This window comes from Kribbella swartbergensis (assembly GCF_054784135.1).
On the sequence record NZ_BAAGPM010000026.1, the window covers coordinates 375,684 to 394,419 of the forward strand.

The following is an 18,736-nucleotide window of genomic DNA, read 5'->3' on the forward strand; positions in this document are numbered from 1 at the left end:
AGAGAACGGCCCCGGGATCGCTCCCGGGGCCGTTTCGTTTGCTGCTCGGGTGTCAGCCGCGCTTGGAGACGCGGACCGTCATCGTGGTGCCCTCACGGTCGAGGACCTTGATGTTGACGCCGTTGTTCGGCACCTTCACACCGGCACTCGGCTGCTCCGGGTACCAGTAGGTCTTGCTGTCGTTGAAGGTGGGCACACCGTTCTGGCCGCGGATGTAACTCGGCTGCCCGTTGATGTGCAGGGTGAACGAGTCCGCCTTCTCCAGGCCGAACGGAGCGTCGTACCCGCCGACCCGCGGGCGCCACAGCTGGCCGTCGATCCGGTTGATCGGGACCGGGTGCGAGTCGATCGGCAGGACCAGGCCACCACCGGGGTGCTCGCTGGTGTTGTTGTCCTCGAACGAGGTGTCCCAGTACCAGATCAGCAGACCGTCCTGGTACGGGAAGTGCTCGACCCAGTCCGGCTTGGTGTTGAGGAAGCCGAAGTTGTACGGCCCGGTCTTGAGGTGCTGGTCGTACGACACGTAGTTGATGTGCGACGCCAGGTAGTAGTTGTCGTGCAGGCTGGTGAAGCTCTCGCCCATCGCGCTGAAGCCGTTCAGGGTCCAGCCCTCCGGGGAGGCCTCCGCACCGGACGACACCAGCGTGGTCGCGCCCGAAGTGACCTTGATCTCGTCGGCGAAGAAGCCCTTGCCGCCGGCCGCCGGGTCGGTGGTGTAGCGGAACTGCAGGCCGATCGTCTTACCGGCGTACGCCGACAGGTCGAACGTCGCGTCCACCCAGCCGTTGCTCTTGCCGTCGATGCCGTTGCCCTCGGCCGGGTTGGTGATGTTGCCGGCGATCGGCTTGTAGCCGGTGCCGTCGTTCACCTCGACGTAGGCGTAGTCGCAGGCCGTCGTACCGCAGTCCTCGATGTCCCAGTTGGCCTTGAACGCCAGGGTCGTGGTGCCCGCCGGGATCGCGACCTGCCGGTTCATCGTGTGGGTGAACATGTTGCCCGCGCCACTCCACCAGGACTTGCTGCCCGCCGCCGGTGGGACGAGCACGTTGACCCGTTCCTTCTTCGGCAGTGTCACGACCAGGCCCTGGGCCTTCTTCGAGTTGTACTCGTGCGGGCCGAGTTCGACGGTCCGGTTCTGGCCGGCCGCGACGATCTCGTAGTCCAGCCAGCCGAGCTGCAGCTTGTCCCAGGCCCCGAGGTCGGCCGCCTGCTCGCCGATACCGCCGTCGGAGGGCTTGCCGACCCGGCTCTGCGCCATCAGCGTCCACCAGTTGACGCCGTTCTCGACCGGCGGGCCGGAGGTGTCGTAGTGGTCCGGCAGGCCGAGGTCGTGACCGTACTCGTGCACGAAGACGCTGATCCCGCCGTTCTCCGGCTGGATCGTGTAGTCGCCGACCCACAGCCCGGTGTCGCCGAGCTGGGCGCCGCCGGCCGGGTTGTTCGCCGGGCCGCCGGCCAGGCCGACGTACCAGCGGTGCGACCAGATCGCGTCCTCGCCCTGCCACGGGTCGCCGTCGGCCTGGTCGCCGCCGGCGTGCACGATCTGGAAGTGGTCGATGTAGCCGTCGGCCTCGTTGAAGTTGCCGTCACCGTCGAAGTCGTAGCGGTCCCACTGGTCGAACGTCTTCAGCTCGGCGGTGATCTGCGCGGTGGTCCGGCCGGCCGCCTTCTGGTCGGCGACCCACTGGTTCACCGCGTCCCGGACCAGGGCCCAGGTGTTGTTGCAGACGTTGCCGCCGCACGGGTAGCCGTTCGACCGGCCGTAGCGGGCCTCGTTGTACCGGACCTTGACCCAGTCGGTGACCGTGCCCTCGACGCTGTACCGGCCGGACGACTGCCTCTCGTAGTACTTCTTCACCGAGTTCCCGGTGCCGAAGTACAGGTCCTGGAAGTGCTGCCGGCCGTAGTTCGGCTGCCAGACCGTCGAGTTGTCGACCGAGCGGTCCGGCTCCGGGATCGCGTTGTGCAGCGGTCCCTCGAAGGTCGCCGGGCCGGGGAAGTTCGGCGAAGTGTCCTGATCGGGATAGTTCGGGTGCCGTTCGTTGCCGAACTCGGCGAGCACGACGAAGATCCGGTCGGTCTTCTCCCGGGCCAGTTCGACGTACTGGTCGACCCGTCCCCTGGCGTTCTTGACGCCCTTCGCGCCCTGCGCCTTGGGGCCGAGGTTGACGACGGTGCTGGCACCGCGCTTCTCCGGCTTGGCCTCGCCGTTCAGCACCTTGGTCAGGGCCTCCTGGCGCAGCTCGCGACGCTTGTCCTCGAGCGGACTGGGCAGTTCGTCCGGCGCGGACGCCTCGCCCGCGACCTGCGCGGCATCCACCTCCCGGGGCGGTGCGGCGTTGCCGGCCGAGGCGAGACCCACCCCTGCCGTCGCCGCCAGTGCCAGGCTGAACAGCCCGGCGGGTAGCTTGCGCACGATTCCCCTCCGTACTCTCGTCGATACCCACCCGCGCGTGGTGACGCGGTGTGATCAGAGCTCCCCCGAGCGTGTTTGCGCGACAGTACGTCCAAAATCGCGATTCCTGAAGTGGATGCGGCAGAATCCGGAAAGGTCCGGGGAAATCCTGCGGGATCGGTGGAACTACTCAGGCGGGCGGACCGCCGGGGTTGGCAGACTGTCGCCCGTGGAGCGTGATCAGGTCGACCTGCTGCAGCCGCTGTGGCGCGCCCTGGTCGTGTTCCGGCTGATGACCTGGGCGTTCGCCTGCTTCGGGGTCTGGACCCGGTGGGACGGGATCGTCCGGCCGTCCGGCGCGGTCGCGCAGATGGCGATCATGGGCGTCTGGACGCTGATCTCCTCGATCGGCTACAGCCGGCGCTGGGGACGGCGGAACACCCGGCTCGCGTTCGCCGACCTGGTCGTCACGGTGGGCTGCATGTACGCGACCCTGCTCGCCCAGCCGCTGCTCGACATCCGCGCCGGCGCCTCCGTGCTGACCTCGGTGTGGGCGGCCGGACCGGTGATCGCGCTGGCGATCTCCCGCGGCCGGGACGGCGGGCTGCTCGGTGCCGCCACGGTCAGCCTGGCGTTGCTGTCGCTGCGTGGCGTCGACAACGCCTCGAAGATCCTCAGCAACGTGCAGCTGCTGCTCGTCGCGGGTCTGGTCGTCGGGTACGCCGCGTCCACCATGCGCCAGGCGGGAGCCCGGCTCCGAGAGGCCATCGCCACCGAGAGCGCCACCGCCGAGCGGCTCAGGCTCAGCCGGTCGATCCACGACGGCGTCCTGCAGGTGCTGGCCCAGGTCCAGCGGCGCGGTACGGCGATCGGCGGCGAGGCGGTCGAGCTGGCCAAGCTGGCTGCCGAGCAGGAAGTTGCCCTGCGCACCTTGATGTCGTCACGGCCGACCGTTGCCGAGGGGGACCGGGTCGACCTGTGCGGCCTGTTGTTGCCGCTGGCCACCACACGGGTGGACGTCGTCGTCCCCGCGGGTCAGGTCCTGCTGCCGGAACCTGTGGCCGGTGAACTGGTTGCGGCGGTCAAGGAGGCGCTGAGCAACGTGAAGAAGCACGCGGGCCCGGACGCACGCTCGTGGGTGGTGGTCGAGGACCTTGGCGACGAGGTGCTGGTGTCGGTCCGCGACGACGGAGCCGGTACGACGCCGGCCCGGCTGGAACAGGCTCGGGTCGACGGTCACCTGGGAGTCAGCCAGTCGATCCGCGGCCGCATCACCGATCTGGGCGGATCAGCCGCGGTCCGGACCGCCCCAGGCGAGGGAACCGAGTGGGAGCTGAAGGTGAGCACTGCATGATCCGGGTGATGATCGTCGACGACCATCCGATGTGGCGTGAGGGTGTTGCCCGGGACCTGGGCACCCGTGGGTACGACGTCTGTGCGACGGCCTCGGATGTGTCGAGTGCGGTGAAGATCGCGCTGGCCACCCGGCCGGACGTGGTGGTGATGGACCTGCAACTCGGCGACGGCTCGGGTGTCGACGCGACCCGTGAGATCACCACCGCACTGCCGGACACGCGAGTGCTGGTGTTGTCGGCCAGCGCCGAGCAGGACGACGTACTGGCCGCGGTGAAGAACGGCGCGTCCGGGTATCTGGTGAAGTCGGCGTCGCTGGACGAGTTCGACGACGCAGTACGGCGTACTGCGGAAGGCGACGCCGTGTTCAGCGCCGGACTGGCCGGACTGCTGCTGGGGGAGTACCGGCGACTCGGCTCGGGCTCCTCCGGGCCTGAGGTGCCGAAGCTGACCGAGCGGGAGACAGAGGTGCTCCGGCTGGTCGCACGGGGGCTGACGGCCCGGCAGATCGCCACGCGGCTGGTGCTGTCGCACCGGACAGTGGAGAACCACGTGCAGAACACATTGCGGAAGCTGCAACTGCACAACCGGGCCGAGCTGGTCCGGTACGCGATCGAGCACGGCATAGACGACGCCCCCGAGTAGGACCCGGGGGCGCTGTCCGACGAGTTACAGGCCGTTCGAGAAGAGCAGGCGGTTCACGGTGCCGCCGGTCGAGCCACCACTGACCACGTTGGGCGTGGCGTTGGACTCGATGTACGACTTCACCGTGGCCGGGCTGGCCGACGGGCTCGTCTGCAGGTAGAGCGCCGCGACACCTGCCACGTGCGGCGTGGCCATCGAGGTGCCGTTGTAGGACCCGGTGGTGTTACCGGGCAGGGTGGAGACGATCGCCGAGCCGGGAGCGTAGATGTCCACGCAGGCCCCGGTGCTCGAGTACGACGCCCGTGCATCGGTGCTCGTGGACGCGGCGACGACCAGAGCGGTCGAGATCTTGCGCGGCAGCCGGTCACACGAGTTGGCGCCGGTGTTGCCCGCCGACGCGGCCAGGAACACGCCGGAGTTGATCATCGCGCGCAGCGAGTTCTCCAGCGTCGTGTTCGCGCTGAAGTTCCACGACGCGTTCGCCACGGCGGGCTTGATCGCGTTGCGGGTGACCCAGTCGACGGCCGCGATCGCGGAGGACGCCGTACCGCCGCCACTGCAGTTCAGCCACTTCACACCGTGCAGCCGGACGCTCTTGGCCACGCCGTACGACGTCGAGCCGATGGTGCCGGCCACGTGCGTGCCGTGCCCGTTGCAGTCGGTGTTGTTCGAGTCGATGCCGTTGAAGTCGAAGGTGGCCCGGCCGCCGAAGTTCGGGTGGGTCGGGTCGACACCGGAGTCGATGATGTACGCGTGCACGCCGGAGCCGGTCCGGTTGTAGGTGAACGAGTTCGACAGCGGCAGGTTCCGCTGGTCGATCCGGTCGATCCCCCACGACGGGGGGTTGGTCTGGGTCGCGTCCAGCACGTTCTGCACGTACACGTCCTGCGAGATCGCGACCACGTCCGGGTTCTTCTGCAGGTCGGCGAGCTGGGCCGGGCTGAGCTTGGCGCTGAATCCGTTGACCGCCGTACTGAACTGCCGCTGCGGCGCGATGCCCAGGCCGCTCTTCAGCCGGACGCCCTTCTTCAACTCGACGATGTAGGTGTCCTCGACCGCGGTCACACCGGCTTCGGCCTTGGCGAGCTGGACCGGGACGATCCGCTGCGGCTCGGGCACGGGAGCTGCGCCGGCACTGCCGGCGGTGGACAAGGCGATGGCCGGCACCAGAGCGGCGGCGGCGAGGGACAGGCTGATGCGATGACGCACGGTTCCTCCTCAGGGAACTCATCACCCACCGGGGCGGAGGGGTGATCACCGTCGGTCCGCAGGCGACTACGGATCGAGGGTGGTGAGAAATTAGGGGTTCCTCACCTGACGCGTCAATCAGTTCGGGTGCGACCTGATGCCATGGCACTGCACTGCCGTCCGGATGCGTTTGAATGTCTTCGTACACTGTGCGTTCGCACCTCGGGCGTGCGTGCTCTTCGCCATGACATCCCGGGACACCCCACTGGCGGGTGCCCAGCTCCGGAGGCTGTTTGTGAACCGGTCGTCCATCGTCCGCGCGCTGCTCGCGGCCGTCGTTCTGGCCCTGTCGACGTACGTCGTCCTGACGGCCAAGCCGCAGCTCGGGCTCGACCTGCGCGGCGGGACGCAGATCATGCTGCAGGCGAAGGACTCGCCGACGGTGAAGGCCGACAGGGCCAACACCGACAGGGCGATCCAGGTGCTGCACCGCCGGATCGACGCCCTCGGTGTCAGCGAGCCGAGCGTGACGCGGCAGGGCGAGAACCGGATCATCGTCGAGCTTCCCGGCGTGCAGGACCCGCGCGAGGCCGCCGCGGTGATCGGCAAGACCGCGCAGCTCACCTTCCACGAGGTGCTCGACCAGGTCGCGACCAAGCCGGCCAAGCCGGCCGCCGGGGAGACCTACCTGCCACCTGAGCCCGGTGGCCAGGGCTTCCTGCGACTGGCCAAGCCGGCGATGACCGGTGAGCTGGTCAGTGGTGCCGAAGGCCGGCTCGACCCGCAGCAGGCCGCCCAGGGCTGGTTCGTCGAGATGAACTTCAAGGGCGACGGCGGCAAGATCTGGGCGGACATCACCGGCAAGGCCGCCTGCCAGCCGATCAACACGCCCCAGCGGCTGATCGCGATCGTCCTCGACAACGAGGTGATCAGCGCACCGCAGGTCGATCCGAACGGCGGCAACCAGCTCTGCAACGTCGGGATCGGCGGCGGTACCACCACGATCACCGGCTCCTTCACCGAGGAGGAGGCCAAGGATCTGGCCGCGCTGATCTCCGGTGGCGCGCTGCCGCTGCCGGTCGAGGTGATCGACCAGCGCACCGTCGGCCCGTCGCTGGGCAAGGACGCCATCGAGGCCAGCGCGACGGCCGCGATCATCGGGCTGGCGCTGACCGCGCTGTTCATCATCCTGGTCTACCGCCTGGTCGGCCTGATGGCCGTCTTCGGCCTGATCGCCTACTCCGGGATGTCGTACGCCGCCCTGACCGCACTCGGCGCGACGCTCACGCTGCCCGGCCTGGCCGGTTTCGTACTGGCCATCGGTATGGCGGTCGACGCCAACGTGCTCGTCTTCGAACGGGCCCGGGAGGACTTCATCGCCGGCCGCACCGACGGGTTGCGCCGGTCCCTGCGCAGCGGTTTCCAGAACGCGCTGTCCGCGATCGCCGACTCGAACATCACCACGCTGCTCGCCGCCGGTCTGCTGTTCTTCCTGGCCGCCGGCCCGGTCCGCGGGTTCGGTGTGACGCTGAGCATCGGTGTCATCGCGTCGATGCTGTCCGCGCTGGTGCTGGTCCGCGTCCTGGCAGAGTTCTTCGTCTCCCGCAAGTTCGTCCAGAACCGTCCCGGGCTCAGCGGTATCGCCGGTCACGGCCGGGTCCGGACCTGGCTGGAGGCGAAGCGGCCGTCGCTGATGAAGCACAGCCGGCGCTGGCTGATGGTCTCAGCGGTGGTCATCGTGGTGGCCCTCGCAGGTATCGCGGTCCGCGGGCTGAACCTCGGCATCGAGTTCACCGGCGGCCGGCTGCTCGAGGTGAGCACCGCGCAGCCGATCACGCCGGACCAGGCCCGGGCCGCCGTCGCCGAGGCCGGCTACCCGAACGCGGTGGTCCAGGCCTCAGGCACCGACGACATCACCGTGCGAACCCAGTCGATCAGCGACGACGAGACGGAGAAGATCCGCGAGTCGCTGTCCCGGATCGCCGGCGGGACCGAACTGATCCGGAACGAGAGCATCGGTCCGTCGCTGGGCAGCGAGTTGCGCAACAAGGGCCTGATCGCGCTCGGGATCGCCTTGCTGGCGCAGTTGCTCTACCTGGCCGCGCGATTCCGCTGGACGTTCGGTGCGGGCGCCGTACTGGCCCTGCTGCAGAACGTCGCGATCGTGGTCGGGGTGTTCGCCTGGACCGGCAAACCGATCGACGGCATCTTCCTGGCCGCGATCCTGACCATCATCGGCTACACGGTGAACGACGCGGTGGTCGTGTTCGACCGGATCCGGGAGACCCGCAACGCGCGGTCCACCGAGAACCTGGGCCCGGTGATCGACACCGCGATCGTCAACGTGCTGCCGCGAACCGTCAACACCGGTATCTCGACGCTGTTCATCCTGAGCGCGTTGCTGTTCCTGGGTGGTGACTCGCTGGCCGACTTCGCGCTCGCGTTGCTGCTGGGCATCCTGGTCGGCACGTACTCGTCCAACCTGACCGCCGCGCCGCTGCTGCTGGAGTTGGAGCGGCGCTACCCGGCCCCGCCGCCGCGGCCGAAGCGCCCGCAGGTGGACCGGGACGCGCAGCCGGACCGCGGCGCCGTCGTCTGATCGGAGCGGTTGTCCACAGCCTGCCTGCCGGACCGGAAAACTGTCCTCCGCGCGGGCTAGGGTGTGGCGGTGGGAGTCGACGTACGCGAACTGCTGGAAGCCGCTGTCTCCGGGATCAACGGTCAGACCCGGCCTGGTCAGGTGCAGATGGCCGAGGCCGTCAACACCTCGATGCACGACGGCTCCCACCTCCTCGTCCAGGCCGGCACCGGGACCGGTAAGTCCCTCGGCTACCTCGTTCCCGCGCTCCTGCACGCGATCGAGGACCGGCGCGTCGTCGTCTCCACCGCGACTCTGGCGCTCCAGGCCCAGCTCGTCGACCGCGACGTGCCGGCGTTGCTGGACGCGACGGAGAAGCTGCTGCCGCGCCGGCCGACGTACGCGATCCAGAAGGGCCGCAACAACTACGCCTGCCTGCACCGGATCCGGGAAGGCGCACCGGACGACGACGGGATGCTCGTCGACGTGCCGCCGCCCGGCCCGATCGGCCAGCAGGTCCTGGAGTTGCGCGAATGGGCCGAGCAGCAGTTGCTCGACGGCGAGGCCGGTGACCGTGACCACGCGCCCTCGCATCAGTACCAGGCCTGGCAGCAGGTCGCCATCGCGGCCCGCGAGTGTCTCGGCGCGCAGAAGTGCCCGTACGGCGAGGAGTGCTTCGCCGAGAAGGCCAAGGAAGAGGCGCGCAAGTCCGACATCGTCATCACCAACCACGCCCTGCTCTCGATCGACGCCTTCGAGAACCGGACCGTCCTGCCGGAGCACGACGTCGTCATCGTCGACGAGGCCCACGAGTTGCCGGCCCGGGTCACCGGAGCGGCGGGAGACGAGCTGTCACCGCAGATGGTCGAGCGGGCGGCGAAGCGGGCCCGCAGGTTCGTCGATGACGACAAGGCCGACGACCTGATCGACGCCTCGGACGCCTTGCGGGCTGCTCTCGACGGCACGCGCGAGGGCCGGATCGAGGCCTCGAACGGTCCGGTGCTCGAGGCGGCGGCGCTGGTCCGGGACGCGGCTCGCGCGCTGTACTCCGACCTCAACAAGAAGACCGACGACAAGGACGACGACCCGGACGGAGCCAAGCGGCAGTCGAAGGGCGCGGTGAAGGAGATCTTCGACGTCTCCGAGCGGGTTGCCGCGTTGAGCGACGCCGATGTGGTCTGGATGGTCGACCGCGAGCGGTTCGGTCGCGAGCTCCGGATCGCACCGCTGACGGTGGCCGGCCTGCTGCGCGAACTCGTGCTGAAGGATCGCACCGTCGTGCTGACGTCGGCCACGCTCACGCTCGGCGGTGACTTCGATGCGATCGCCCGGCAGGTGGGGTTGCGGCCGTCGGACAGGCTGGCCGACGACGAGGAGATGCCCGACCTGGGGGAGACGTCCGAGACCGGGCCGCTGCCGTGGCGGGGCCTGGACGTCGGTTCGCCGTTCGAGTACGAGAAGCAGGCGATCCTGTACGTCGCCAAGCACCTGCCGCCACCGCATCGCGACGGGCTGGGGCAGAAGCAGTTCACCGAGATCATCGACCTGGTGACTGCGGCCGGCGGCCGGACCCTCGGGCTGTTCTCGTCCCGCCGGGCCGCGGAAGCCGCGACGGCCGCGGTGCGCGAAGCCACCGACCTCAAGGTGCTGTGCCAGGGCGATGCCCAGCTGGGGGAGCTGGCTCGCGAGTTCGTCGACGATCCGGAGACGTCGCTGTTCGGCACGCTCTCGCTCTGGCAGGGGATCGACGTACCGGGTTCGACCTGCAACCTGGTGATCATCGACCGGGTGCCGTTCCCGCGGCCGGACGAGCCGTTGATGGCCGCTCGCCAGCGCGCCGTCGACGAGGCCGGTGGCAACGGGTTCATGGCGGTCGCCGCGACGCATGCCGCGCTGCTGCTCGCGCAGGGGACCGGACGGCTGATCCGGCGCAGCTCGGACCGGGGCGTGGTCGCGATCCTGGACCCCCGCATCGTCACCCAGCGGTACGGCGCCTTCCTGCGCGCCTCCTTGCCACCGATGTGGCCGACCGCCGATCGTGACAAGGTGCTCGCTGCGTTGAAGCGGTTGCAGTCGTCATGAGCCCGGTGACCGGCCCACCGGTGCTGCCGATGATGGCGGCGGTAGGGGAGATGCCGTCCGGTGCCGGCTGGTCGTACGAGATGAAGTGGGACGGCATCCGGGTCATCGCCGAGGTGGACGACGGCGTCTGCCGGCTGTGGTCGCGCAACAGCCGCGACGTGTCCGGCGGATACCCCGAGCTGGTCGGTCTGGCCGAGGCGCCGGGGTTGCGGCTGCCCGCCGTACTGGACGGGGAGATCGTCACGCTCGACGAGAACGGCGCGCCGTCGTTCGGTCTGCTGCAGCGGCGGATGCACGTCCGGGACCCGCGTCAGTTGCGGCACCTGATCACCGAGGTGCCGGTGTCCGTCCGGCTTTTCGACGTGCTCCGCCTCGACGGCAAATGGTTGCTGGAAGCACCGTACGACGACCGTCGCGGACTGCTGGATTCGCTGGAGATCGGCGATCCGTTCTGGGAGACGCCGCCGGCGTACGACGACGGGGACGCGGCGCTGGAGTTGTCCGCGTCGACCGGGCTCGAAGGGGTGGTCGCGAAACGCCGGAAGTCGCGGTACCTGCCGGGACGCCGGAGCGCGGACTGGATCAAGGTCAAACCGGTGCGGACCCGCGAGGTGATCCTGTGCGGCTGGCATCCGGGTGAAGGCAACCGCGCCGGGAAGATCGGCTCGTTCTACTGCGGGGCCTATGCGGAGCCCGGTGGCGAACTGGTCCTGATCGGCAAGGTCGGCTCCGGCCTCGACTTCGCCACTCTCGACCTGCTCAGCGCCGAACTGACCGGCTTGGAGATCGGCCGCCCTGCCTTCGACCCGGCCGGCATCCCGAACTCGGATCGCCGCCGGGCGCACTGGCTCGACCCCGCCCTGGTCGCCGAGGTGACCTACTCCGGATGGGCCGCCGACGGCCGCCTCCGCCACCCGGTCTGGCGAGGCCTGCGGCTGGACATCGACCCCGAGTCGGTCGTCGTGTGACGCGCTGATCAATCAACGACTGTGCCAATGCGCGGGAATGTTCACGTGCATCCTGGAAAAGGCACCGGAATCGCCGAGTGGCCCCGGAAAACGAGAAACGTTCGGAATGCGGCAACAGCTCTGTGGCGCTGCGACGGATGGTGTTCAGGTGTCTCAGAAAGGCCGGAAAACCCGGCAACGACGAGATGACCTCTGGTGCTTTGTGCGGCGGCAACTGGGGGCGCGGAAACCGCGCTCAGTCGTTCAGTCGTTCGATTCCCTCGACGGCGCCGGAACCGCCAGCGCGGCCTCGATCTTGTCGGCCAGTTTCTCCGGCGAGTGGGTCGGCGCGTAGCGGCCGATCACCTGCCCGTCCCGCCCGATCAGGAACTTGGTGAAGTTCCACTTGATCCGTCCGCCCAGCAGGCCGCCCTGCTCACGCTTCAGCCAGTTGTACAGCGGAAGCGCCTTCGACCCATTGACGTCGATCTTGGCGAACATCGGGAACGTGACGTGATAGATCGTCGAACAGAAGTTCGCGATCTCGTTCTCGTCACCCGGCTCCTGGTGGCCGAACTGGTCGCAGGGGAAGCCAAGCACCGAGAAGCCCTGACGGCGATACGTCTTGTAGAGCTTCTGCAAACCGGTGTACTGCGGAGTTTGGCTGCACTGCGAGGCCGTGTTGACCACCAGGAGCACCTGGTCGCGGAAATCGGCAAGAGACTGTTCATTGCCTTCGATCCGCCTGGCGCTGAAGTCATAGACAGTCGTCATGATTCAATGCTGACACGACACGCCCGACTTCGCGCGTCGTCTGACATGTCAGACTCGGCGCAGAACTGTTACGACCTTTCCGAGAATGATCGCGTCCTTGCCGTCGATCGGCTCGAATGCCGGGTTGTGTGGTAGCAGCAGGATCTCTGTCTTGGTCTTCTTGAACGTCTTGACCGTCGCCTCGCCGTCGATCATCGCAGCGACGATGTCCCCGTTCTCCGCGGTCGGCTGCTGGCGCACCACGACCCAGTCGCCGTCGCAGATCGCCGCGTCGATCATCGACTCGCCCTTGACCCGGAGCATGAACAGCGTGCCCTCGCCGACCATTGCCTTCGGCAATGGGAAGACCTCCTCGATCTCCTGCTCGGCGAGGATCGGCCCACCGGCGGCGATCCGGCCGACCACCGGCACGTAGGCCGCGTCCGGATGCGCGTCGCCGGCACCGGTCTCGTCGTACGTCGTCTGCCGCACCGCGCCGAGCGCGGTCCTACGGGCCGCGGCGTCGACCTCGCCCGGATAGCGCACCTCGATCGCGCGCGGCCGGTTCGGGTCGCGGCGGAGCAGGCCCTTCTGCTCCAGCACGCGGAGCTGGTGCGACACCGACGAGGAGCTGGTCAGGCCGACCCGCTCACCGATCTCGCGCATCGACGGCGGGTAACCGCGGCGGTCCACCGAATCGCGGATGACGTCCAGCACCCGGCGCTGGCGCGGCGTCAGGCCGGTCGCGTCGGCCGGCCCGTCGGGCAGCTCGGTCACGGTCTGGTCGGCGGACTCGTGCGCGCCGGCCTGGCCGCCGGCGCCCACCGCACTGCGCTCGTCCTTGCTGGAACCGCTCGGCGTCCTGGCCATCGGTGCTTGCTCCTCGGGTCGGGCCGGGCGCTCGCACACCGGCCTTGCTGTGGTGCCAACCTGTCGACTGCCTGTCGCCTCAGCCGACAGACACGACCGTAGACCGAATCCTGAGATTCTTCAAACATCTGTTCGAAGGCGTGTCGGTTCGCACGTCTGTTCGCGTGTCCGGTTATAAGACGCGCGCGAGGCTCCGGGTCCGGCGGGGAATTTCCCGGGCGTGTCCCGGTTGGAGATGGTTGCGCGACGGGCGCCGGCCGGTTAATGATTCGTACAGGCGTTCGATCGAACAGGTGTTCGGGTCGGTCGGACAGGTCGCCGGACGAAAACTGTCGGAGGCGGCCGGTAGACAGAGATCGACACCGCAGAACGAGGTCTGAACGAGGTCTGGAGGATCCGATGAGCACAGCGGCTCTCGCGGCAGACGCACCGGCGGCACGCCAGGCGCCAGGGGTGGTGCCGGACGCCCGTCCGCGCCGCCGGCCCAGGATCGCCGGGACGACGACCGAGCGTCTTCCGGTCCGGGCCTGCTCCGGTGCCGACCTCGGCCGCGTGGCGGACCAGCCCCGGCAACGAGTGCGCCGCCCGGCGGACCGCCCGCGCCTCGATGGCCGCCCGGCGGTGACTGAAGCGCCGGCGCTGCGGTTGACCCGGCGCGGGCGCATGCTGCTCACCGCGCTGTCGGTGATCGTGTTCGGTTCGGCCGTGGTGGTGCTGGGGCTGCGTGTCACCGGCGTCCTCGAGCCCGGTCCGAACTTCACACACACGGTCCCGGTCCAGGTGACCCCCGGTCAGAGCCTCTGGTCGATCGCCCAGGAGACCAACCCGGGTCAGGACCCCGCGATCGTCGTCGAGAAGATCGCCGATCTGAACAAGCTCGCCACGCCGGCCGACGTCGTCCCCGGTCAGACCCTGCAGGTCCCGATCGCCCGCTGAGCTCGCCGGTCAGGCGGCCTTGCCGGCGTAGCCCATGTAGGAAACGGCGGTGCTCTTCACCTGGCCGACGTCCATCAGGCGGCTGAGCCGGCCGAAGGTGATCCGGCCGCGCCGGGCCCGGGCGAAGTTCCAGAGCAGGGAGGCCCTGTTCGCGCGCGGTCCGAGACCGGTGATCTCGCCGAGCCGCAGACCGTTCCGGCGCAACGTCTCCTCGAGTTCGGTCGGCTTGATGAACATCTCCCACGCATGCAGTTGGGTGTCGACGACCCGGGTGAGACGCCAGTCCTGCATCACCTTGATCGCCAGCAGCTTCGACGCGGCGGTCCGGTTGATGGTGTCGAACAGATAGAGCCCGCCGGGCTTGAGGACCCGGGAAGTCTCCGCGATCACCCGATCCAGGTCGGAGACGTGTTCGAGGACGTCACAGCAGTAGACGAGATCGAACGATTCGCCGGCCAGCGGCAGCCGCTCACCGGTGGCGACCAGGTACCCGATCCCGAGTCCGGCCGAGTCGGCGTGCCGGTGGGCGGTCCCGACCGAGACCGCCGACGGGTCGACGCCGACCACCTCACACCCGAGCCGCGCGAACTCCTCGGCCATGAACCCGCCGCCGCACCCGACGTCCAGCGCCCGCAGGCCGGCCGGATTCACCCCGCAGCGGTCCAGTACGGCGCGGAAGTACGCGAACCGACCCGGAGTGAAACTCCCGTGCAGCATGTTCAGCGGGTTGGCCTCGTCCCACCAGCTGTGGCCGATCCGGTTGTAGATCTGGTTGTCGATCCCCATCGCGCCCCTCCCAGACCCCAGTAAACAGCGGTCAGGTCAGGCCGGCGCGCCATTCGTCCTCGCGAAGGGCGTAGATGTACTCGTTCGCCCACTCGCCCTTGAAGAAGGCGCACTCGATCAGGTGACCCTCGCGCCGCATGCCGAGGCGTTCGAGCAGGAGTGCCGACGGCGTGTTGCGGTCGTCCAGGATCGCGCAGATGCGATGCAGGCCGAGCTCCTCGAAACCGAGCCGGAGCAGCTCGCGAGCGGCCTCGGACGCGTAGCCCTTGCCCTGGTAGTCGGTGTGGAGCGCGTACCCGATCTCGCCTTGCCGGTCAGCCTCGCTGGCCCACTTCAGCAGCACCTCGCCGATCACGGTCCCGGTCTCCCTCAGCTCGATCGCGAGGACGAGCCACTGGCCCGGCTGGGTCAGCGTGTCCTGGGTGAGCTTGGCCTCGAGCGCGACCCGGGTCTGTTCGCGATCCCGCACCGGCCACGGCGTGTACCGCACCACCTCGGGTCGTGAGTGGAACGCGAAGAGGTCGTCGAGGTCGTCCATCCGGTGCGGTCGCAGGTCGAGCCGCTCGGTTCGCAACGGATAGTTCGGGCGCAGTCCAGGCACGGTGCCGTCCTCGGGTAGGCTGTCTAATGTCATTAGACAGGAACTTAGCCGCACCGGACCAGGCCGACAACGAGGTTTCCATGACCGCCCAGCGCGATCCGTCGTCCCATGCCGCGGCCGGGATCTCGGTCAGCGCTATTGCCGACGCCGCGCTCGCGGTCATCCGTGCCGATGGCGTCGGCGGCCTGACCATGCGGTCGGTGGCCGAGCGCCTGCGGGTCCGCGCGCCGTCGCTCTACCACCACGTCCGCAACAAGGACGAGCTGCTCGACCTAGTGGCGCGCAACGCGTTCGACCAGTTCGCCGCGGACCTGACGGCGTACGACGAGATCCGCAGTGTCGACGACTGGATCGCGGTCACCACCGCCGGTGCGCTCGAGTTGCGCGCGTTCTACGTCGACCACCCCGGCCTGGCCGGCCTGATCCAGGCGAAGGCGACACCGGATCGCGACCAGGGCGAGGGGTCGCGCGCGGAACTGGTCCGCGTACAGCTCCGCTCGCTCGTGGACCTCGGCGTACCCGAACCGCAGGCAAGGGCCATCTTCGAGACCAGCGCGCACTGGACACTGGCCGCCGTGGTGGCCGAGCCGACCGAGCCCGACCGCTTCAGCGACGGGCTCGAACTGTTCATGTCCGGCGTCCGCGCCCGGCTGAACGAGTTGCTGGCTACTTGACGGTGCTCAGCCAGAGGTCGGCGTACCGCGTGCCGTCCACAGCGGTTGCCACCTGTACGACGGTCGGCGACGGCCCATGCGGATCGCTGGTGAGATCGGCCGACCAGTCCCGGGTGTCGACGATCGTCCGGCCACGCGACCAGCTGCCGGACAGCTCGACCCGCAGCGGGAACGGCTGCGTCGTCAGGCCGTCCGGATCGATCACCGCACACACCGCGCCGCCGTCCCCGATGCTCGCGCCGTCCGACCTGTAGAGCTCGCTCCGCTTCTGGATCAGCTTCCCCGCCAGTTCGGCCGACGGCGAACCACCCAGCGACCGCGCCTGATCCAGCGAGATCACCACGTCGTAGAACACGTCCAGCCCGTACATCGTCACCGGTACGCCGAGCTCTCCGGCGGCACTCAGTACGATCGCCGCCGCCTCCGGATCGGTCCAGATGTTGAACTCGGCGGACGCGGTCGCGTTCCCGATGCCGGCCGCACCGCCCATGAACACGATCTCCCGCAGCCCGGCCGCGGCATCCGGGTAGGTGCGCAGCAGCAGTGTGATGTTCGTCATCGGGGCCAGCGGGATCAGCGTCACCAGGTCACCAGTTGCGGCCGCAGCGCGCAGTACGTCTCGCAGTAGCTCGACCGCGTGCCCGGCACCCGCCGTACGCGTGGAGCGCGGCCAGTCGAGGTTGCCGAGTCCGTCGACGCCGTGCACATGCGTGGCGGGTCGGACTGGTTGCAGCAGCGGTACGGCGGCGCCGGCCGCAACTGGCACGTCAGGCCGACCAGCAGCCTCCAGGACCGTCAGTGTGTTGACCACGACGTCGTCCAGCCCGACGTTGCCACCCACACACGTCACAGCCTTCAGGTCGAGCTCGGGGTGGCGGGCGGCGAGCAGCAGCGCACAGGCGTCGTCGAGCCCAGTGTCGACATCCAGAATCACCGGCTTCATTCCGCCATCCTCACGCATCGGCGGATCCACCCGCCGTTGGGAGTCAATTCATCACAAGCTCTGGTGCTGTTGGTGTCGCTTTCCTACGGTCGGTGGCCATGATGCTCATGTCACGCCGCCCCCGTGCAGTTCTGGCCGCTCTCGCCACCGGAGCCACCATTACCGCCTTCCTGACCACGCCCGCCGCGGTCGCGGAGCCGATTGCCGCGCCGGCCGTCGCGCCCACGGTCAACGAGACCTTCGACGGTACGGCGTTGCCCGCCGGCTGGACGCCCGTCGAGGGGACCTGGAAAGTGCAGGGCGGCCGGCTGGTCGGTACGTCGGCCAGTTCCGGCCAGCAGAGCCGCATCACCTTCGGCAGCCCACTGACCGACTTCCGGATCGAGAGTCATCTGCGCTTCGAGTCCGCGCTCGACGGTGCCCGATGGGTCGCGTTCGGGCTCGACCTCGCCCCGAGCGGCGCCGTCCCGTGGTCGATCGCGACCCTGCGCAACGGCTCGACCGCCGCCAACGGACTCGAGTTCGCCCAGCGCACGGCCGCCAACACCTGGAACGTCACCGACACCGGCGCCGCACCCGTCCAGGTCGGTGTCGGCAAGGAGGTCGCCGTCGCGGTCGAGGTCCGTGGCACCCGGGCGACCTGGTACGTCGACGGCCGCGAGTCACTGCGCACCACGATGGTCAACCGCAGTACGACGGGCGTTCAGGGGCTGCTCGTCAACGGCGCGACCGTCTCGTTCGACGACCTGACCGTTACGCCGCTGGAGAAGGAGTCGTTCATCCGCAAGCCGGGTGCGCCGCTCCGAGTGTGGGCGCACCGCGGCGCGTCCTCGTCCGCGCCGGAGAACACGGCCGCGTCGGACGAGGTCGCCCGTCGTGCCCGGGCCGAGTGGATCGAGAACGACGTACAGCCGACGAAGGACGGCGTACCGGTGATCCTGCACGACACCACCGTCGACCGCACCACCGACGGCACCGGCGCGATCCGGTCGCTGACCGCGGCCGAGGTGGCCGGGCTCGACGCCGGGTCGTGGTTCGCGCCCGCGTTCGCCGGCCAGCGTGTGCCGACGCTGGGGTCTCAGCTAGACGGACTCAGGACGCGCGGTGGCAACCTGCTGCTCGAGGTCAAGGGCGCCCACACCCGCGAGTCGGTCGCTCGGATCGTGCAGGAGATCCACGGGCGCGGGATGAGTAGCCGCGTGTTCGTGCAGAGCTTCGAGCCGCAGCACCTGCGGTGGGTCCGCGAACTCGCGCCGGAACTCCCGCTCGGCCTGTTGCGGTCGACGCTCGACCCCGATCCGGTCGCGATCGCCAAGGATCTGGAGCTCTCGGCGTACAACCCGTCGGACGGCGCGTTCCAGACCCGTCCGGGGATCGTCGCCGAGCTGCACGCCATCGGCGTCGCGGTGAACGTGTGGACGGTGGACGACGCGAACCGCTGGAACGCTCTGGAGAAGGCCGGCGTCGACGGCATCATCACCAACCGGCCGGCCGAGCTGGCGGGCTGGAACGCCGCCTTCACCCAGCGGATCAAGCCGGCCGCGACCATCCTCAGCCCGGGGCCGGGGGAGCGGATCGACCGGGCGCAGCTCCTGCGTGTTGCCGTCGGCAACAACTCCGCCGAGCCGGTCGCGATCACGCTCGACGGAGTGCCGATTGTCAACGGGTCGATTGTCGACACCACCGCGTTGACCGCCGGCAAGCACGTCCTGACGGCGACCGTCGCGGGCTCGAGGGTGGAGAGCAGCTTCGAGGTGATCGCGACGTCGACCGGGTTGGCCCACCTCGTCCTGACCTCGGGCGCGACCCCGTCGACCGTCTCGACGATGACCACCCTGCTCGGCCAGAAGCAGTACGCCGTCCTCGCGTCGTACGCGAACACCCCGGCGGCTCGCGGCCTGACCGCCGTACGCCGCCAGCAGATCGTCGCCGAGGCCACCGCACTCGCAGTGCGCTGACGGTCGCCGCACTCGTCGGGAGCGGGC

Annotated in this window: 15 protein-coding genes; 8 read left to right on the forward strand and 7 right to left on the reverse strand. The window is 69.1% G+C overall.

What is annotated here, in order from left to right; translation table 11 throughout:
- Positions 1-52: 52 nt before the first annotated feature.
- Entirely contained in the window at positions 53-2,416 is a 2,364-nt protein-coding gene (locus ACYVOK_RS25910; RefSeq protein ID WP_460665135.1) for an immune inhibitor A domain-containing protein, read from the reverse strand.
- A gap of 208 nt (positions 2,417-2,624) precedes the next feature.
- On the opposite strand from ACYVOK_RS25910, the gene macS reads away from it, so the two are divergent.
- On the forward strand, positions 2,625-3,749 hold the full coding sequence (gene macS / locus ACYVOK_RS25915; RefSeq protein ID WP_460665136.1) for a MacS family sensor histidine kinase: 1,125 nt from the start codon (positions 2,625-2,627) through the stop codon (positions 3,747-3,749).
- The gene (locus ACYVOK_RS25920) at positions 3,746-4,393 is read left to right on the forward strand and encodes a response regulator (protein WP_460665137.1); all 648 of its coding nucleotides are present in this window, start codon (positions 3,746-3,748) and stop codon (positions 4,391-4,393) included. Before macS ends, ACYVOK_RS25920 begins: the two co-directional genes overlap by 4 nt.
- A gap of 24 nt (positions 4,394-4,417) precedes the next feature.
- Here ACYVOK_RS25920 and ACYVOK_RS25925 read toward each other — a convergent pair whose 3' ends face one another.
- On the reverse strand, positions 4,418-5,602 hold the full coding sequence (locus tag ACYVOK_RS25925; RefSeq protein WP_460665138.1) for a S8 family peptidase: 1,185 nt from the start codon (positions 5,600-5,602) through the stop codon (positions 4,418-4,420).
- A gap of 274 nt (positions 5,603-5,876) precedes the next feature.
- Between ACYVOK_RS25925 and secD the strand changes: the two genes are divergently transcribed.
- The 3 genes from secD (at position 5,877) to ligD (ending at position 11,209) form a co-directional block, all read left to right on the forward strand.
- Entirely contained in the window at positions 5,877-8,180 is a 2,304-nt protein-coding gene (gene secD, locus ACYVOK_RS25930; RefSeq protein ID WP_460665139.1) for a protein translocase subunit SecD, read from the forward strand.
- 63 nt (positions 8,181-8,243) lie between these two features.
- On the forward strand, positions 8,244-10,241 hold the full coding sequence (locus ACYVOK_RS25935; protein ID WP_460665140.1) for an ATP-dependent DNA helicase: 1,998 nt from the start codon (positions 8,244-8,246) through the stop codon (positions 10,239-10,241).
- Positions 10,238-11,209 carry a non-homologous end-joining DNA ligase gene (ligD, locus tag ACYVOK_RS25940; RefSeq protein ID WP_460665141.1) on the forward strand — a complete coding sequence of 324 codons (972 nt, stop codon included), beginning with the start codon at positions 10,238-10,240 and terminating at the stop codon, positions 11,207-11,209. The genes ACYVOK_RS25935 and ligD overlap by 4 nt, the downstream gene beginning before the upstream one ends.
- Before the next feature lie 243 nt (positions 11,210-11,452).
- Here ligD and ACYVOK_RS25945 read toward each other — a convergent pair whose 3' ends face one another.
- Together ACYVOK_RS25945 and lexA are read right to left on the reverse strand one after the other, a co-directional pair.
- Positions 11,453-11,962, reverse strand: a complete 510-nt coding sequence (locus ACYVOK_RS25945; protein WP_460665142.1) for a glutathione peroxidase — start codon at positions 11,960-11,962, stop codon at positions 11,453-11,455.
- Positions 11,963-12,010: 48 nt separating this feature from the next.
- Positions 12,011-12,811, reverse strand: coding sequence for a transcriptional repressor LexA (gene lexA, locus ACYVOK_RS25950; RefSeq protein WP_460665143.1), 801 nt, complete (start codon positions 12,809-12,811; stop codon positions 12,011-12,013).
- A gap of 399 nt (positions 12,812-13,210) precedes the next feature.
- Here lexA and ACYVOK_RS25955 point away from each other — a divergent pair, with 399 nt between their 5' ends.
- On the forward strand, positions 13,211-13,747 hold the full coding sequence (locus ACYVOK_RS25955; protein WP_460665144.1) for a LysM peptidoglycan-binding domain-containing protein: 537 nt from the start codon (positions 13,211-13,213) through the stop codon (positions 13,745-13,747).
- A gap of 9 nt (positions 13,748-13,756) precedes the next feature.
- On the opposite strand, the gene ubiG is transcribed toward ACYVOK_RS25955, so the two are convergent.
- Together ubiG and ACYVOK_RS25965 are read right to left on the reverse strand one after the other, a co-directional pair.
- On the reverse strand, positions 13,757-14,533 hold the full coding sequence (gene ubiG, locus ACYVOK_RS25960; protein WP_460665145.1) for a bifunctional 2-polyprenyl-6-hydroxyphenol methylase/3-demethylubiquinol 3-O-methyltransferase UbiG: 777 nt from the start codon (positions 14,531-14,533) through the stop codon (positions 13,757-13,759).
- A gap of 31 nt (positions 14,534-14,564) precedes the next feature.
- Positions 14,565-15,167: a GNAT family N-acetyltransferase gene (locus ACYVOK_RS25965; RefSeq protein WP_460665146.1), complete on the reverse strand. Its 603-nt coding sequence runs from the start codon at positions 15,165-15,167 to the stop codon at positions 14,565-14,567.
- 47 nt (positions 15,168-15,214) lie between these two features.
- Between ACYVOK_RS25965 and ACYVOK_RS25970 the strand changes: the two genes are divergently transcribed.
- Positions 15,215-15,808, forward strand: a complete 594-nt coding sequence (locus ACYVOK_RS25970) for a TetR/AcrR family transcriptional regulator (RefSeq protein ID WP_460665147.1) — start codon at positions 15,215-15,217, stop codon at positions 15,806-15,808.
- Here ACYVOK_RS25970 and ACYVOK_RS25975 read toward each other — a convergent pair.
- Positions 15,801-16,751 (reverse strand): nucleoside hydrolase, encoded by a 951-nt coding sequence (locus tag ACYVOK_RS25975; RefSeq protein WP_460665148.1) that lies wholly within the window; start codon positions 16,749-16,751, stop codon positions 15,801-15,803. The two genes, ACYVOK_RS25970 and ACYVOK_RS25975, sit on opposite strands and share 8 nt — an antisense overlap.
- 98 nt (positions 16,752-16,849) lie before the next feature.
- On the opposite strand from ACYVOK_RS25975, the gene ACYVOK_RS25980 reads away from it, so the two are divergent.
- Positions 16,850-18,709, forward strand: coding sequence for a glycerophosphodiester phosphodiesterase (locus ACYVOK_RS25980; protein ID WP_460665149.1), 1,860 nt, complete (start codon positions 16,850-16,852; stop codon positions 18,707-18,709).
- The last annotated feature ends 27 nt before the right edge of the window (positions 18,710-18,736 follow it).

Bases quoted from the DNA above. Each gene is read 5' to 3' on its own strand.
- ACYVOK_RS25920 (WP_460665137.1), top strand. From the start codon at position 3,746: ATGATCCGGGTGATGATCGTCGACGACCATCCGATGTGGCGTGAGGGT.
- ligD (WP_460665141.1), top strand. From the start codon at position 10,238: ATGAGCCCGGTGACCGGCCCACCGGTGCTGCCGATGATGGCGGCGGTA.
- ACYVOK_RS25945 (WP_460665142.1), bottom strand. From the start codon at position 11,962: ATGACGACTGTCTATGACTTCAGCGCCAGGCGGATCGAAGGCAATGAA.
- lexA (WP_460665143.1), bottom strand. From the start codon at position 12,811: ATGGCCAGGACGCCGAGCGGTTCCAGCAAGGACGAGCGCAGTGCGGTG.
- ACYVOK_RS25955 (WP_460665144.1), top strand. From the start codon at position 13,211: ATGAGCACAGCGGCTCTCGCGGCAGACGCACCGGCGGCACGCCAGGCG.
- ubiG (WP_460665145.1), bottom strand. From the start codon at position 14,533: ATGGGGATCGACAACCAGATCTACAACCGGATCGGCCACAGCTGGTGG.
- ACYVOK_RS25965 (WP_460665146.1), bottom strand. From the start codon at position 15,167: ATGACATTAGACAGCCTACCCGAGGACGGCACCGTGCCTGGACTGCGC.
- ACYVOK_RS25970 (WP_460665147.1), top strand. From the start codon at position 15,215: ATGACCGCCCAGCGCGATCCGTCGTCCCATGCCGCGGCCGGGATCTCG.
- ACYVOK_RS25975 (WP_460665148.1), bottom strand. From the start codon at position 16,751: ATGAAGCCGGTGATTCTGGATGTCGACACTGGGCTCGACGACGCCTGT.
- ACYVOK_RS25980 (WP_460665149.1), top strand. From the start codon at position 16,850: ATGATGCTCATGTCACGCCGCCCCCGTGCAGTTCTGGCCGCTCTCGCC.